Genomic DNA, 15919 nt, shown 5'->3' with positions numbered 1-15919 from the left:
TCACCTTGCTACTATCTGCTTTTTTGATACACAGGTAAGTAAATATCAAAAGCCGTCCCTTTGCTGAGCTCGCTCTTTACATCCATTCTTCCATGGTGATCTTTTAAGATCGTCGCACAGATCGTTAAACCAAGTCCTGTACCTTCTTTTTTAGTCGAAAAGAAAGGATCATATATTTTCAGAATGTCCTCTTCGGACATTCCTTTTCCTTCATCTTGAATCGTGATTTTCCATTCATTCATCACTTTTTCTGTTGATATGTATATATTGCCGCCTTCAGGCATCGCCTCGATCGCATTTTTGATTAAGTTAATGAACAGCTGCTTCATTTGATTGGCGTCTGCTAATATCGTGCCAGCATCCTGCTTTTTAAATGGCTGTTTGAGATCAATATTTGAAAGAACGGCATTTGTCTTTAATAAGGTAATCACCTGCTCTAGCAAATCATGGAGCTGTACTTCTTGAAATTGAACCGATTGAGGTTTTGCTAAGACAAGCAGTTCACTTAAAACAAAATCAATGCGTTTAATTTCAGAAAAGATGATATCAAAATAATCGGTTCTTTCAGGATATTGCGTTTTCATCAGCTGCAAAAATCCATTGACTGAGGTGAGCGGATTTCTGACTTCATGGGCAATGCCAGCAGCTATTTGTCCTGCAACAGCCAGCTTTTGTGCCTGCATTTGCAGTTGCTGATTTGACCTTTCAAGTTCAAGCTTTGCCTGCTTTTGTTTCGTGATATCTGCAACCGTTCCAATACCTCCAGTAAACTGGTGCTGTTCATCGAAATAAAGCTTATAATGCACATCTCCCCATACCTTTTTTCCTTCTTTATGGAGAAGCTGCAGCTCCACCCGCCCCTCATCCTTATGCTCTTTGATCACAGACAACAAATGCTGAACGACATGCTCTTCTTGATCAAAGTACTGATTGTACATCGTACCTAGACACTCCTCTATGTCGTAACCCGTCATTTGTTTCCATGCTTGATTTAAAAAAATGATTTCACCTTTTTCATTGGTTTCAAAAACGATTTCTTGCAAGTTATCTGTGATTCGATTCAGCCGCTCTGTCAGTTCGTGCGCTTCTTTTTCTCGTTTATTTAAATCTGATACAAGCAAATTCAACCGGTCCACATAGCCTGAGATGCTCCAAATACCGGCCAAAACAACGACTGTAAAGGCTAGATCGAGCGGCCAATTAATGTGATAGCCGCTAAGATAATAAAAGAAATCCCAGCTCAAAATTAATATAAATGCAAGAACGGATAACAGGATCCGTACTTGATAAGTTTTGTTCAAATAATTCCACCTGCCGCCCTGAGATTCTTTGTCAATTGTACCATTTTCCACTTATTTTTTGAGGAAGATGTGGCATTTTTAAGGAACTTTTTTAGAAAAAAAAGCCTGCTCTCAGCACAATGGGAGAGAACAGGCTATTTTTATTTACTGCTGAAGGGCTTCTTGAAGCTCTTTTAGCAGTAGTTCTGCGCCTTCAGCGCTTAATGTAATTTGACCATTTCCATACTCGTGGTTCTCAGAAGTAATCTCACCAGTCATCAGGCAGACGCCCTCTGGCTGATATTTTTTCAAGACGATTTTATCTCCATCTATAAAAAATTCCATACTGTCTTTAATAGCGATATCAAGTGCTCTTCTCAATTCGATTGGCATCACAATACGCCCTAGTTCATCTACTTTTCTTACAACTCCGATAGATTTCAATTTCGTTCCCTCTTTCTTTCATTAGCTCAAGATCAATCTGTTTTTCACCAATTGATATATCGTAGACGTAAGAGATTCTTAAAAGGTTTCTCCTGCATAAAAATTTTTTTCAAAATCGAAAAACCAAAGGGAAAATTTATTGTGAATGTCAAAATGAGACTTGAATTTTACAGATTCATTTCAAGATGATCACACACCCCCACAAATGACCTCAACCCTCTGAACTTTTAAATGTAAAATTGTTTAAAACAGCAAAATTAGAGATTGGGTGAAAACATGTTTCAAAATGCCGAAATTGGAATTGATTTAGGAACAGCTAACATATTGGTTTACAGTAAAAATAAAGGAATTATTCTCAATGAACCATCCGTTGTGGCAGTAGATACGGAAACAAAAACTGTCCTTGCAGTGGGGTCAGAAGCAAAAGAGATGATTGGGAAAACACCTGGAAAAATTGTAGCGATCCGTCCGATGAAAGATGGTGTCATCGCTGATTACGATATGACAACCGATTTACTCAAACAAATTATGAAAAAAGCAGGAAAAAATATTGGGTTTACCTTTAGAAAGCCGACTGTGGTTGTTTGTACACCTTCAGGTTCAACAGCTGTCGAACGCCGCGCGATCAGCGATGCTGTCAAAAATTGCGGGGCCAAGCATGTGCATTTAATTGAAGAACCCGTCGCAGCTGCAATCGGTGCTGATCTCCCGGTGGACGAGCCTGTTGCCAACGTCGTTGTAGACATTGGCGGAGGAACGACAGAGGTAGCGATCATTTCATTTGGCGGAGTTGTCTCTTGCCATTCGATCCGAATTGGCGGAGATCAACTGGATGAAGATATCATTACTTTTGTGAGAAAGAAATACAATTTACTGATCGGTGAACGGACAGCTGAACAAGTAAAAATGGAAATTGGTTATGGACTCATTGAACACGAACCTGAGTCATTAGAAGTACGTGGACGCGACCTTGTCACAGGTCTTCCAAAAACAATTACACTTGAATCAACAGAAATTCAAGGTGCTATGCGTGAATCACTTCTTCATATTTTAGAGGCGATTCGGGCTACATTAGAAGACAGCCCTCCAGAACTGAGTGGTGATATCGTAGATCGCGGCGTCATTCTAACTGGCGGTGGTGCACTATTAAACGGCATTCAAGAATGGCTCTCTCAAGAAATTGTCGTCCCAGTTCATATCGCAGCAAATCCTCTTGAATCTGTCGCAATTGGAACAGGTCGTTCATTAGAAGTCATCGACAAATTGCAAAAAACATTAAAATAATCTTCATGTTCTACTTCTTTTTTCATCATTTCGATCATATCGTGATGAATGGATAAACGTGAAGGAGGAAGAACATGTTGCTTGATTTAGGTAAACGGGTCGTTGTCACAGTCATTTTAACCGGTATTATTTTAGGAGGAATGAGCCTGTCGTTTTCACATATGCCCCCTTCTAATGCACAGCCTGTGAAACAACTGAACCGCTAAAAAAGCCGCACGAAAGCGGCTTTTTTATTTTGCTTCGGGACGGCTCCCTATTTTCCTTTCCGGTCTTAAATCTGATATGATGAACATGACTAAAGGAGGGTTTTTTATGAGTTCATTCGAAAAACAACTAGATCAATATGCAAAAACCATCGTTGAAGTAGGTGTAAATGTTCAAAGTGGTCAAGAAGTGGTCGTATCTGCGTTCACTGAATCTGTAGATCTTGTCCGCCTTGTGGCAAAACACGCATATGAGCGCGGAGCGAAAAACGTACATATCCGCTGGAGTGATGGTGTTCTGACCCGTTTAAAATATGAACATGCCCCACAAGATGTGTTTGAGCAATTTCCAGAATGGGAAGCACAGATGATGGAAACCATCGCAAAACGTGGCGGTGCTTTTATTACGATCTTGTCAGAAAGCCCTGATCTTCTAAGTGGCATTGACTCGAAAAAAATTGCTTCACAGCAAAAAGCTGCAGGTTCAGCACTTCATACATATCGTCAATACGTTCAATCTGACAAAGTCGCATGGACAGTCGTCGGTGCTGCATCAAAAGATTGGGCGAAAAAGATTTTCCCTAAGCATGCCGATGAAGAAGCTGTTTCATTATTATGGGACCAAATCTTTAAAGTCGCCCGCGCTGATCAGCCAGATCCTGTTGAAGCGTGGAAAAAGCATGATGAATCACTAAATGAAAAAGTAAAAGTATTAAATGAACGTCATTACCACAAGCTGCACTATGAAGCACCAGGTACAGATTTAACGATTGAACTTCCAGAGCAGCATATTTGGGTAGGTGCTGGCAGCGTGAGTGAACGCGGCGTATCATTCATGGCCAATATGCCGACAGAAGAGGTCTTTACCGTACCTAAAAAAGATGGTGTAAACGGGACTGTCTCTAGCACAAAGCCACTTAGTTATGCAGGAAACATTATCGATGAATTTACGTTAACCTTTGAAAATGGGCGTATTGTAGATGTGAAAGCAAAAGAGGGCGAAGACATTTTAACCTCTCTCGTTGAAACAGATGAAGGCTCACATTATCTAGGTGAGGTTGCCCTTGTACCAGATGATTCACCAATTTCTAACTCAAATATCCTCTATTACAATACACTTTACGATGAAAATGCATCCAACCACCTTGCCATCGGCAGCGGTTATGCATTTAATATCGAAGGCGGTAAAGAGATGAAACGAGAGGAATTAGACGCAGCGGGTGTGAACAGCAGTATTACACACGTCGATTTCATGATTGGTTCAAAGGAAATGAATATTGATGGGATCACAAAAGATGGTAAACGTGAACCGATTTTCCGTAATGGAAATTGGGCTTTTTAAAGAAAAAAGACATCCACATGTGGATGTCTTTTCTTTATGTTTATGCATACAGCTCTTGTAGTCTTTTTTGGATGTCTTGATCTGATAAGAACTCATCATAAGTTGTTTGTTTATCAACGATGCCGTTTGGCGTCACTTCGATAATCCGGTTTGCAACTGTTTCAACAAACTGATGGTCATGAGATGAGAAGAGCATAGCCCCTTTAAAGCTCATTAGACCGTTATTCAGCGCTGTGATGGACTCTAGGTCTAAATGGTTCGTCGGCTCGTCTAACAGCAAAATATTCGCTCCAGACAGCATCATTTTTGATAACATACAACGAACCTTTTCTCCACCTGATAAGACGCTTGCTTTTTTCTTCACTTCTTCCCCAGAGAAAAGCATACGGCCTAAGAAACCACGCAGGAAGCTTTCACTTTGATCATTCGGAGAATATTGACGAAGCCAATCAACAAGATCTAAATCGCTTCCTTCAAAATATTCACTGTTGTCTTTAGGGAAAAAGGCTTGAGATGTTGTCACGCCCCATTTAAACGTCCCGCTGTCTGGCTCCATTTCACCAGCAAGGATTTTAAATAAAGTAGAGACAGCAAGCTCATTACGACTTAAGAACGCAATTTTATCCTCACGATTCATAATAAAGCTGACGTTATCCAGTACTTTTACACCGTCAATCGTTTTGGATAGACCTTCTACTTGAAGGACATCATTTCCGATTTCACGCTCTGGCGCAAAATGAACATAAGGATATTTACGAGAAGATGGTTTAATGTCATCTAGCGAAATCTTATCAAGCAATTTCTTTCTTGATGTCGCTTGCTTCGATTTAGATGCGTTCGCACTGAACCGAGCAACGAATTCTTGAAGCTGCTTAATCTGTTCTTCTTTTTTCTTGTTGGCATCCTGGCTGAGTTTTAATGCCAGCTGGCTAGATTCATACCAGAAATCATAGTTTCCGACATACACTTGAATTTTTCCAAAGTCAAGGTCTGCAATATGCGTACATACTTTGTTTAAGAAATGACGATCATGCGATACGACGATGACGGTATTTTCAAAGTTAATGAGGAACTCTTCTAACCACTGAATGGCTTGTAAGTCCAAGTGGTTCGTTGGCTCATCGAGAAGTAGAACGTCAGGTTTACCGAATAAAGCTTGTGCTAAAAGCACTTTTACCTTTTCAGATCCGCCAAGCTCAGACATTTTCTTCGATTGCAAGCTCTCTGGAATGCCAAGACCTTTTAATAGGATCGCAGCTTCACTTTCCGCTTCCCATCCGTTTAACTCAGCAAACTCACCTTCAAGCTCTGCTGCACGAATCCCGTCTTCATCTGAGAAATCAGGTTTCATATAAATCGCATCTTTTTCCTGCATCACATCATATAGACGTTTGTGACCCATGATGACGACTTTTAACACTTCAAACTCTTCGTATTCAAAGTGGTTCTGTTTTAAAATCGCTAAACGTTCACCAGGACTCATATGAACATCGCCCGTTTGAGCCTCAATTTCTCCAGAAAGAATCTTTAAGAACGTTGATTTACCAGCTCCATTGGCACCAATTAGTCCGTAGCAGTTGCCAGGAGTGAACTTAATATTTACTTCTTCAAATAATTTACGATCAGCAAATCGCAAACTAACATTATTCACTGCAATCATTTATTAATCCTCCATCACTCATTCATCAATATGAAGTATAACATGAATAACGATTGATAGAAACGTCTCTCACTAAGAACAAAGGCTTTTTGTCCAATATGGTATAATAAGTGGGAATGTTTTTGTTGAAGGAGTTCGGGCGATTTGAGATTACTCACACTCATGGAATACTGTTTATTGATTTTCTTTATGGGCATTTATTTATCGGCGACTGGCTTTAATGCAAGAGACTTTGGCCTTTATATTGGGCTTGTCCTCATTTACACACTGGTCCATATCTTTTCAAAACGCTTTTTACAAAAGCGCGGAAAAGACAATGTGAAAATTGGATTATTCCGTTCTGTTTTGGCGATTACTGGGTCCGTTTTCGCTTCTGTTTTGGCCATTGTCATCATTGTCACGATGCTCACACCAAATTAAAAACGACCCTACATGAAGGGTCGTCCATTCAAGCACCTTTCTTACGCATTGAGAAAGGTGTATTTATTGTGTTTGTCGAATATCGCCAAATGGGAAGAAAACAAATTCTGATGTGCCGACAATCCGATCCTTTTCAATGAGTCCGAGTCCATTTCGACTGTCCATAGAATTCAGTCTGTTGTCACCCATAACAAAGTAATCGTTTTTCGGTACTTTCACTGGACCAAAATCTCCTGTTAAATGTACCTCATACTCTTTGGCATGCGCCTTGTTCTCTTTTAAATAAGGCTCATCTACTTTTTTACCATTAATGTAAAGCGTATCATCCTTCATTTCAATCGTGTCGCCTGGAAGGCCGATCAATCGTTTGACATAATGAATTTTCTGACCGTCTTTTCCATTAATAATCACGATGTCACCACGTTTGACTCCACCGAGATAGTTGATGGTTTTGTTAACAAACAGCTTTTCTCCATCATGAAGGGTTGGTTCCATTGACTCTCCTTCCACCACATACGGCTCAAAAATAAACGTACGGATGATGAGGACGAGGGCAAGTGCAATTAAAATGGCTTTGATCCATTCAAACAGAGAACTTTTCTTCTCTTTTTTGGCTTGTTTCCCATCAGATTGAATGTCATTTTCGTTTTGTTTGTTTTCTTCGTTCAAAATACTGCTTCCTCCTAAGACTTTCTGCTAAAAGACTTGAAACGCGAATTGAATAACTTTACTTTATCACATGTCATTTAAAAATTCACAAGACAACCATTCAATTAGATATTTTTTCCTAATTTGCTGATGATTAAACAAAAAGAAGCACCGCTCTTCACGATGCTTCTTTTCAAATTAAGCTTCTTGTCGGACTGGTTTTTTTAGAATTCCGAGAAGTAGCGCTGTAACAATGGCACCGATTAAGATGCTGATGATGTAAAGAACTGGATGGTTTGTTACCCAGAAAACGAATAGTCCGCCGTGCGGTGCAGGAAGCGTCACTCTAAAGAATTCTGTTAATCCACCTGCAACTGCTGCACCAATCACAGCTGAAGGAATGACGCGCAGAGGATCTGCCGCTGCAAACGGGATCGCCCCTTCCGTAATGAACGCAGCCCCCATGAAGTAACATGTAATACCTGCTTCGCGGTCACGTTTAGAGAATTTGTTTCTAAAGATCGTTGTCGCTAGCGCAATTCCTAGCGGCGGCACCATTCCGCCTGCCATAATCGCAGCATGCGGTGCATAGTTGCCGGCAGCAATCATCGCAAGACCAAATGTGTAGGCCGCTTTGTTAATCGGACCACCCATATCAATGGCCATCATACCAGCTAAAATAATCCCCATTAATACAAGGTTTCCAGTACCAAGTGATTCAAGCCAGTGTGTTAATCCGTCCATCACCATTTTAACAGGTGTGTTGACGATGTAATGCATGATAATCCCTGTAAAGAAAATACCGAACAATGGATAGAGCAGAACTGGTTTAATACCATCGAGCGACTGTGGTACAAAGGTGAATACTTTTTTGAGCAGCACCACGATGTAACCAGCAAGGAAACCAGCAATCAATCCGCCTAAGAATCCAGCTCCTGCTGCTGAGGCCATGAATCCGCCAACCATACCTGGTGCGAAACCTGGACGGTCTGCAATACTCATTGCGATAAATCCAGCTAATACAGCAACGATTAAGGCAAGCGCATTATCTCCGCCAATTCCTTTTAATACAGCTGCAAATGAATTGAAAGAAGGATCTTTAGGGTCAGCTGAGTTAATTCCCCAGAAGAATGAAATCGCAACGAGGATACCGCCCCCAACAACAAACGGAAGCATGTTGCTTACACCGCTCATTAAGTGCTTATAGAATCCACTTCTTCCCTTGCTTGACGATTCATTTTCATCTTTGGAAGAACTGCCGCCTGAACCTTTATAAATCGGCGCATCTTGATTGATGGCTTTTTCGATCAATTCTTGCGGACGGCGAATTCCAGCTGTCACAGGTACTTCAATGACATGTTTGCCTTTAAAGCGTTCCATTTCAACTTGTTTATCAGCTGCCACAATAATAGCTGGCGCTTCTTCAATTTCTTTTGCTGTCAGGGCATGTTTAATTCCACTAGAGCCGTTTGTCTCAACTTTAATGTCAACGCCCATTTCTTTTGCTTTTTCTTTCAAAGCATCTGCGGCCATAAATGTATGCGCGATGCCTGTTGGACAAGCTGTCACCGCTAAAATTTTAGCAGGTTTTCCCGGTGCAGCCGGTTCCTCTTTGACTTCCTCTTCTTCTTCATCGTCTTTATCATGTGTATTGATAATTTCAATGATTTCATCTTCAGTAGCCGCTTCAAGAAGCTGCTTTCGGATCTCTTCACGCATGAGAAGTGTGGATAAACGAGAAAGTGCTTCTAAATGCGTGTTGTTTGCGCCTTCAGTTGCTGCAATCATAAAGACAAGGTGACTTGGCTGTCCGTCTAATGATTCATAATCTACACCAGCTGTTGAACGACCAAATGCAATGGCAGGTTCTTTCACACTTGCTGTTTTCGCATGAGGAATCGCAATTCCTTCTCCGATTCCCGTAGAGCTTTGTTTTTCACGATTAACAACAGCTGCTTTGTAGCCTTCTTTATCATTTAATTTACCAGCTGTATCTAATACAGTGACCAGTTCTTCAATAACGGCTTCTTTTTGCTGGCTGTCTAATTGAAGCTTAATCGTATGCTTCGTGAGTAGTTCTGTAATTTTCATGATGACTCCTCCTTTAAATGCGTGTGACTTTTACTTGTGGCAATAATGTATCGACAAGCTCTTTTGTTCCAAGTTCCTCAGAAAATGCTGTAGCACTTCCTGATGTGACGCCAAGCTTAAATGATTCTTCTATGGAAAGGCCTTTAGAAACGCCAGCTAAGAATCCTGCAACGACTGAATCCCCTGCACCAACTGAGTTGATCAGCTTGCCTTTTGGAACATTAGATTGAAAGATCCCTTCCTTACTGAATAAGAGAGCGCCGTCTCCAGCCATAGATACAATGACATGTTCAGCACCTTGTTCCAACAGCTTTTTCCCATAAGGAATGGCTTCTTCTGCAGATGAAATACTGGTTTCAAACATTTCACCTAACTCATGATGGTTTGGTTTCATTAAGAATGGTTTCAGATCTGCTGCTTTTTTTAAGGCTTCTCCAGAAATATCAAGTACGACTCTTACCCCTTGCTTCGCACATACCTCAGCAATGCGCTCATATGTGTTATGAGGCAGTGAAGAAGGAATGCTACCTGCTAATACAACGACATCGCCTTCTGTTAATGAAGTGAATTGGGATAAAAACGAATCGAACTGTGCTTCAGTAATACTTGGACCGAGCCCGTTGATTTCTGTTTCTTCGCCTGTTTTTAGTTTCACATTGATACGTGTATCTTCTGACACCTCATGAAAGGCTGTTTGTAATTGTTCGTTTTGTAAAAAGTCTTGAATATATTTGCCTGTAAAACCGCCAATGAATCCAAGTGCTTTTGATTCAACACCGTGCCGTTTTAAAAGCCTTGAGACATTGATTCCTTTACCACCTGGATATTTTTTGTCATAGGTTGAACGATTTAAACCGCCGACCGCAAAATCCTCCACGTGTACGATGTAATCAACTGATGGGTTTAAAGTAACTGTATAAATCATGTTTTCACTACCTTTATAACCGTTTTTTCATGGTAATTATCGAATGAATCCTCTTTTGCGTCGTTTGTGATAATGGTCGCTTCCTGTAAACTAGCAAAGGTTGAAAACGATATTTCGCCAAACTTTGAGGCATCTGTTAAGATGTAGGTTTTTTTCGCCTGCTTCATGGCTCTTTTTTTAATGAGCGCTTCTTCTGGATCAGGTGTTGTAAACCCTGCCTCGGGATGAATGCCGTTCGTCCCAACAAAGCTTTTGTCAAAACGGTAATTTTCCATAGCTGTCAAAGCTGCGGCTCCCACCATGGCTCCTGTTCGATGTTTCACTGATCCGCCTATCAGGTAAAAAGAAATGCCTTTTCTCATGAGTGCTTCAATGTGCATGACACCATTTGTCACCACCACGATATCTTGATCTGGATCGATAAAGTCAATCATTTGCTGTGTTGTCGTACCAGCATCTAAGTAAATACAATCGCCTTGTTTTAAAAGTGATGCAGCTGCCTCTGCAATCAATGACTTTTCATGAAGGTTTTTGGCAGATTTCTCAAACACATCTGGTTCAAGACGAATACTAGATATTTTAGCAGCTCCTCCGTGAACTCTTTTAAGAAAGCCTTTTTCTTCAAGGGCTGATAAATCTCTTCTAATTGTAGATTCAGACGCATCCGTCATAATCGTTAAGTCCTGTATTTTGATGACATCGTTTTCTTCTAAATAGTCGATAATGAGTTGATGTCTTTCTGGTGTGAGCATTGAAAACACCCCCTTTTGAAAACGTATTCATTTTGCGCGCACCTTTATTGTAATCGCTTTTTTCAACATTATCAATACAAAACAATCAAATACATTCAATAACTATCAAAATCTTTCACAATGGTCATCTTACCTTTATATGTACCATTTGTAAACTGAAAAATATGTGACATTGAGAAGAAAGTCATGATATTAGCATTTCTATCATTTTTCATTTCATTCAATTGAACGAAAAAAAGCCTTTATGCGTTTTGCATAAAAGCTTCAGGTGCGGAGCAGCAGGCAATATATCTCGTTCTACCTTCTTGTCAGCACCTTGAAAGTTAACTTTAGGATTATTCATATCTAAGTGATTCAATAGGATCGAGCCTCGCTGCTTTATTGGCAGGAATCAGTCCAAAAATAATACCAATGAGCATACTAAATAGGACGCCTCCACATACGATTTGCCACGATACAAGAGAAGGCCACCCTGCAAACAGTGACACAAGTGAAGCACCTCCGAAGCCAAGCGCAATTCCAAGTAACCCACCGATCAGTGTAAGGACGACAGACTCAATTAAAAACTGAACGAGTATTTGAGCCCTAGTTGCCCCAAGTGCCTTTCGAATTCCGATTTCTCTTGTTCTTTCTGTGACAGATACGAGCATAATATTCATGACACCAATGCCGCCGACAAGTAATGAGATACCAGCAATTGAGCCAATGATTGTTGTCATGACAGACGTAATTTGACCAATGCCTGCTGCAATCTCTTCCAGATTGATCATTTCGTAAGCATCTTCTGTATGGTGATTTTCATTTAAGCGTGCAGCCGCACTCTTTCCCACTTCTTTCATTTGATCAGCATGTGCGACTTGAATAGACAACTTATCATATTCTTTCACACCAAATGCAGTTGTCAGCATTGCAAAAGGGACATATATTTCATTCATATCAAATGAAAACAGCCCTTCCTGTTTTGCTAAAACTCCGATCACCTCAACCGGCTGTCCATTCATCCAAATCAACTCGCCTACTGCCTTCTCTCCATTAAATAATTCTTTTTGTATCCCTTCTGAAATAACAGCTGCCCTTCTTCCGCTCCTAAAATCGATTTCACGTAAGTCCTGTCCTTCTGCTATATGTAATGAATGTACATTCGTGTAGCCTTCATTAATCCCATTGACCGTTGCATCTATTGTTGTATCTTGGAATCTTAATTGCATGCCTTGTGCAGTGGAGGAGGCAACCTGTTTAACCCCATTCAATGCTTGAACACTTTGAATGTCTTCTTCAGTAAATGTGGCTTCAAATAACGCATTAGGATTCGCATTTAACTCCTCATCAGAGGGTGTATAGGTCATATCAATGGTATTGTTTGGCCCTGAAATTGATTCTTTTAGCATTTGCTCTCCGCCTTGACCGATGGCAACGACTGCAATCACTGATCCAACCCCAATAATAATTCCAAGCATTGTTAAAATAGACCGCAATTTATGAGCTAGGACAGAATTCAGCGCTATTTTGATATTTTCAAAGAGTTTCATTCATTGCGTCTCCTTGTATCAATCTATCTTGAACGAGGCGTCCATCTCTTACAACGACTATCCGGTTTGTATACGCAGCTATTTCTTCTTCATGAGTAACTAGCACAACCGTTGTTCCTTCCTCATTGAGCTTTGTAAACTGTTCCATAATCGAGCCGCTCGTTTTTGAATCAAGAGCGCCTGTTGGTTCATCTGCCAAGATGAGCTTCGGCTCATTGACAATCGCTCGTGCGATGGCTACTCTTTGCTTTTGACCCCCTGACAACTCGTTTGGCATATGCTTCATTCGATCTGCCAAACCAACCTTTTCAAGTGCCATTTCCGCACGTTCTTTTCTTTCCTTTTGACTGATACCAGCATAAATCATCGGAAGTTCAACATTTCGCCTCGCATTTAATCTAGGCAGTAAATAAAATTGTTGAAAAACAAAACCAATGGATCGATTTCGAATCACTGCCAGTTCTTGATCCTTTGCTGCCGACAGCTCCATACCTTGAAAATGGTACTGTCCGGAGGTCGGGTGGTCCAAACAGCCAATGATATTCATTAACGTTGATTTTCCAGAGCCGGACGGGCCCATAATGGACATATACTCGCCTTTACCAATGACAAGGTCCACATCACTTAATACATCAAATGTCTCCTCAGCGACTTCGTAGCTTTTTGTCACGTTTGAAAGCTGAATCATTCAGCGTTCACTTCCATTCCGTCATACATGTCATCTGATGGCTCTGCAATGATTTGATCTTCTTTTGTTAAACCTTTCGTCACTTCAAGATCATGACCTGACGTTTCACCTAATGTCACTTTTACTTTCTTCAGTGCATTCTTTTCAACAACATAAACGTATGAACCATCTTTCTCTTTTTTCACGGCTGTTTCAGGAATTGTGAGCACTTGACGCTTGTCCGTTTCAATTTCCATGATCATTTTAAAGCCTGGTTTTGCATCCGGCTTTTTCCCTTTTATTTCAATTTCGACTGGATATTGTACCGTTTGATCACTTGCAGCTGTTTCTGCTGTTGACTGGGCAGGCACAGCGCCCACTTTTTTCACCACTCCTTGCCAGCTCTTTCCGCGAATGACATCAGACGTTACCTTTACTTTTTGTTTCTTTTTGACTTTCATAGCGTCATACTCAGTGATTAAGCCTCGTACGATCATTTTTTTCTCATTGCCAATATGGATCACCGGCTGTCTCTCTTCTAGCTTCCCTGCGCCAGCATCTTGCTCGATGGAGATGACTGTTCCTTCAATTTTGCTATGTATCGTTAAATCTTCTATTTGTGCCTTTATTTTTTCTTGGTTAAGCTCCGCTTGTTTTTGTTCTAATTCAGCGGCTTTGAGTTCGATTTCAAGCTGATCTCGCTCGTTTTTCGAATCAGAGCCCGCCTTTTTTCCCTGATTTTCATCTAATGTATTGAGTCTATTTTGTAATTGTTCAAGCTTTAGTGTACTTGATTCAGCCGCAAGTGCTTGCTGCTGTTCTTCAAGCTCCAGTTCCTTATTTTCATATGTCAGGAGCGGTGTTCCAACTTTCACCTTTTCTCCTTCTTTCACAGCGATATGATTCAGGCTTCCCTTCTCCTCTTCTGTATAAATGAATTGCTCCTCCGAGAATGAAAGTGTTCCAGGCGTCATCACCGTAGAAGTTATTTCTTTTGATGCAAGTTGGACTGTTTTAAATGATGCCGTAGAGGCAGGCTTTGATTGGTTTTTTGCAATATTAAATCCAATGAATAGACCAATCACAATAATGATAATGGATCCGATAATGATTTTCTTTCTCATAAAAACATTCTACCCCCAGCTTACTGCATGTTGATGGTGATTGTGGTTCCTACATATTGAAAAATTAAAGATAATACATAAAAGACACTCACAATAATCCAAGATATTCTTGGCGAAATGCGGCCGACTTTGATCAATAAAAAGCCTGTTAAAACAAGATTCCAGATCACAAAAAGATCGATATTGGCTAACACGGCATGCCATGGACCAGACATTCGAATGAATGCGTTTAATGAGGTAACCGTGATATCTTTTGGCACATGAAAAAAAATGATCGCCAAATGAGAAATAATCGTACCAATGATCGTAATAGGTGTGATATACAGTACACCTGAAAACAGCTGATGAAATGTTGCATCACCTTTTGCTAAAAAGACGATGAACTTGTATACGGCAGTATTAATGACAATCCCAATGACCAGACCAATGAGCGTGATCACATAAACGAAAGGGATTGGTAAAATTAAATCTGCCCACAATCCTTCATTCACTAGCTGAGACAAATAAGTGACAACAACTGTTAATACAAGCACACATGATAAAGGCCACCAAACGAATGGCTGCTCCCACACTCTTTTCAAATGCTCTGATGGTCTAGTGCTTACTCCAATTATTGTGGGTTTTGGCGTTGTTTCTTTCATCAAAGGTCATCCTCTCCATGTGCTGTAAGTATCGAAACGTTTTTTCATACTCTTGTTGTTTCTATTTTATCAAAAGATTGCCAATAAGTGATAGATCATTTGATTTTCTTATTTTCATAGTGATAGGATTGAATCTATTATTCTATTTTCATGAACGACATCCTTCAAATGATACCTTGACCCGACCATATTCATATGAAAAAATCATGATTTTACTGACTGAAAAACATTTTATGAAGTAAACAACATGTCTTTCGGAATAAATATCCTTTTCCTTTGGATTCAGATGGTCTCAGTTAGACACAACAATTTTTTGTTAAAATATTCCTAGTAATTTCAATGAATCCCGGCTTTATAGGACTATGTTTAGCGCCTTTTATAGAACAGATGAGCCTTTAGTATCAATACTTTCATATTAAAAAAATAAAAATAAAAGGATTTTACTTGATCAAATGTTATTTTTTCATATAATGTAAAATAGAGGTAGGTTAAATGATAGTGGAAATGGAGTCAAGTGAATGTTAAGAGAAAAATTGAAAATGCAATTGATTTTACTTTATGAAAAGGAACAAGAAGCATGGCAATACTTTAGAAAGGAAAGAGAACTGATTTATCATGAGCTCAAATTACTTGATATGAAAGAGAGCAGACCTTCTAATGACAAAATATACTACGCAGCAAGGTGTGTAGATATTATTAAAGAAAAAAAGGGAAGCATCGTGAGCACAAAAGAACTAAAAGAACAGCTTCAAGCGCAAACAGATTTCAATGTGAGACGAATCAGCGAATTGTATGATCTCATTCAACAGCTCGATCCTCACATTTCTAAAGCACGCCGGGGATGTTTTATTTACGAAGATCATACCCAAGTACCTCTACAATCTTTTCACACATAAAAAAATTGGTTAC

General features: G+C 40.0%; 16 protein-coding genes. 5 read left to right on the top strand and 11 right to left on the bottom strand.

All coding sequences use genetic code 11. From position 1 onward, the window contains the following. Positions 1–11 precede the first annotated feature (11 nt). Positions 12–1301, bottom strand: coding sequence for an ATP-binding protein (locus tag BA79_RS01900; protein WP_017359399.1), 1290 nt, complete (start codon positions 1299–1301; stop codon positions 12–14). A gap of 144 nt (positions 1302–1445) precedes the next feature. Then, positions 1446–1724 carry a transcriptional regulator AbhA gene (abhA, locus tag BA79_RS01895; protein WP_017359400.1) on the bottom strand — a complete coding sequence of 93 codons (279 nt, stop codon included), beginning with the start codon at positions 1722–1724 and terminating at the stop codon, positions 1446–1448. Between the two features lie 276 nt (positions 1725–2000). Here abhA and mreBH point away from each other — a divergent pair, with 276 nt between their 5' ends. The 3 genes from mreBH to BA79_RS01885 all read left to right on the top strand — a co-directional run bounded on the left by mreBH (position 2001) and on the right by BA79_RS01885 (position 4553). After that, on the top strand, positions 2001–3008 hold the full coding sequence (gene mreBH, locus BA79_RS01890) for a rod-share determining protein MreBH (RefSeq protein ID WP_017359401.1): 1008 nt from the start codon (positions 2001–2003) through the stop codon (positions 3006–3008). 74 nt (positions 3009–3082) lie between these two features. Beyond that, positions 3083–3214 (top strand): protein YkpC, encoded by a 132-nt coding sequence (locus BA79_RS19430; protein WP_003210922.1) that lies wholly within the window; start codon positions 3083–3085, stop codon positions 3212–3214. A gap of 106 nt (positions 3215–3320) precedes the next feature. Continuing rightward, the gene (locus BA79_RS01885; RefSeq protein ID WP_035700613.1) at positions 3321–4553 is read left to right on the top strand and encodes an aminopeptidase; all 1233 of its coding nucleotides are present in this window, start codon (positions 3321–3323) and stop codon (positions 4551–4553) included. Positions 4554–4593: 40 nt separating this feature from the next. Here the strand turns inward: BA79_RS01885 and BA79_RS01880 are convergent, their stop codons facing one another. Next, complete coding sequence (locus BA79_RS01880) at positions 4594–6213, bottom strand: ABC-F family ATP-binding cassette domain-containing protein (protein WP_019743117.1); 1620 nt, start codon at positions 6211–6213, stop codon at positions 4594–4596. A gap of 144 nt (positions 6214–6357) precedes the next feature. On the opposite strand from BA79_RS01880, the gene BA79_RS01875 reads away from it, so the two are divergent. Next, on the top strand, positions 6358–6633 hold the full coding sequence (locus BA79_RS01875) for a hypothetical protein (RefSeq protein WP_008345136.1): 276 nt from the start codon (positions 6358–6360) through the stop codon (positions 6631–6633). Positions 6634–6696: 63 nt separating this feature from the next. Here the strand turns inward: BA79_RS01875 and lepB are convergent, their stop codons facing one another. The 8 genes from lepB to yknW form a co-directional block, all read right to left on the bottom strand. Then, complete coding sequence (gene lepB, locus BA79_RS01870; protein ID WP_034647709.1) at positions 6697–7269, bottom strand: signal peptidase I; 573 nt, start codon at positions 7267–7269, stop codon at positions 6697–6699. A 210-nt stretch (positions 7270–7479) separates the two neighbouring features. Then, positions 7480–9372, bottom strand: a complete 1893-nt coding sequence (locus BA79_RS01865) for a PTS fructose transporter subunit IIABC (protein WP_035700610.1) — start codon at positions 9370–9372, stop codon at positions 7480–7482. Positions 9373–9385: 13 nt separating this feature from the next. Then, entirely contained in the window at positions 9386–10297 is a 912-nt protein-coding gene (pfkB, locus tag BA79_RS01860) for a 1-phosphofructokinase (protein WP_017359406.1), read from the bottom strand. Continuing rightward, positions 10294–11049, bottom strand: a complete 756-nt coding sequence (locus BA79_RS01855; protein ID WP_008345143.1) for a DeoR/GlpR family DNA-binding transcription regulator — start codon at positions 11047–11049, stop codon at positions 10294–10296. Before BA79_RS01855 ends, pfkB begins: the two co-directional genes overlap by 4 nt. A gap of 335 nt (positions 11050–11384) precedes the next feature. Further along, complete coding sequence (locus BA79_RS01850; RefSeq protein WP_035392183.1) at positions 11385–12578, bottom strand: ABC transporter permease; 1194 nt, start codon at positions 12576–12578, stop codon at positions 11385–11387. Then, entirely contained in the window at positions 12565–13266 is a 702-nt protein-coding gene (locus BA79_RS01845; RefSeq protein ID WP_017367165.1) for an ABC transporter ATP-binding protein, read from the bottom strand. Before BA79_RS01845 ends, BA79_RS01850 begins: the two co-directional genes overlap by 14 nt. Next, entirely contained in the window at positions 13263–14369 is a 1107-nt protein-coding gene (locus BA79_RS01840) for an efflux RND transporter periplasmic adaptor subunit (protein WP_035700607.1), read from the bottom strand. The genes BA79_RS01845 and BA79_RS01840 overlap by 4 nt, the downstream gene beginning before the upstream one ends. A gap of 20 nt (positions 14370–14389) precedes the next feature. Then, complete coding sequence (gene yknW, locus BA79_RS01835) at positions 14390–15010, bottom strand: YknW family membrane protein (protein ID WP_035700604.1); 621 nt, start codon at positions 15008–15010, stop codon at positions 14390–14392. A gap of 518 nt (positions 15011–15528) precedes the next feature. On the opposite strand from yknW, the gene BA79_RS01830 reads away from it, so the two are divergent. Next, the gene (locus tag BA79_RS01830; RefSeq protein WP_008345156.1) at positions 15529–15906 is read left to right on the top strand and encodes a Rok-like winged helix domain-containing protein; all 378 of its coding nucleotides are present in this window, start codon (positions 15529–15531) and stop codon (positions 15904–15906) included. Positions 15907–15919: the final 13 nt, after the last annotated feature.

This window comes from Bacillus altitudinis 41KF2b (assembly GCF_000691145.1).
Classification (GTDB): domain Bacteria; phylum Bacillota; class Bacilli; order Bacillales; family Bacillaceae; genus Bacillus; species Bacillus altitudinis.
Note: the sequence above shows the minus strand (reverse complement) of the source record. Positions and strands in the feature narration are given on the sequence as shown.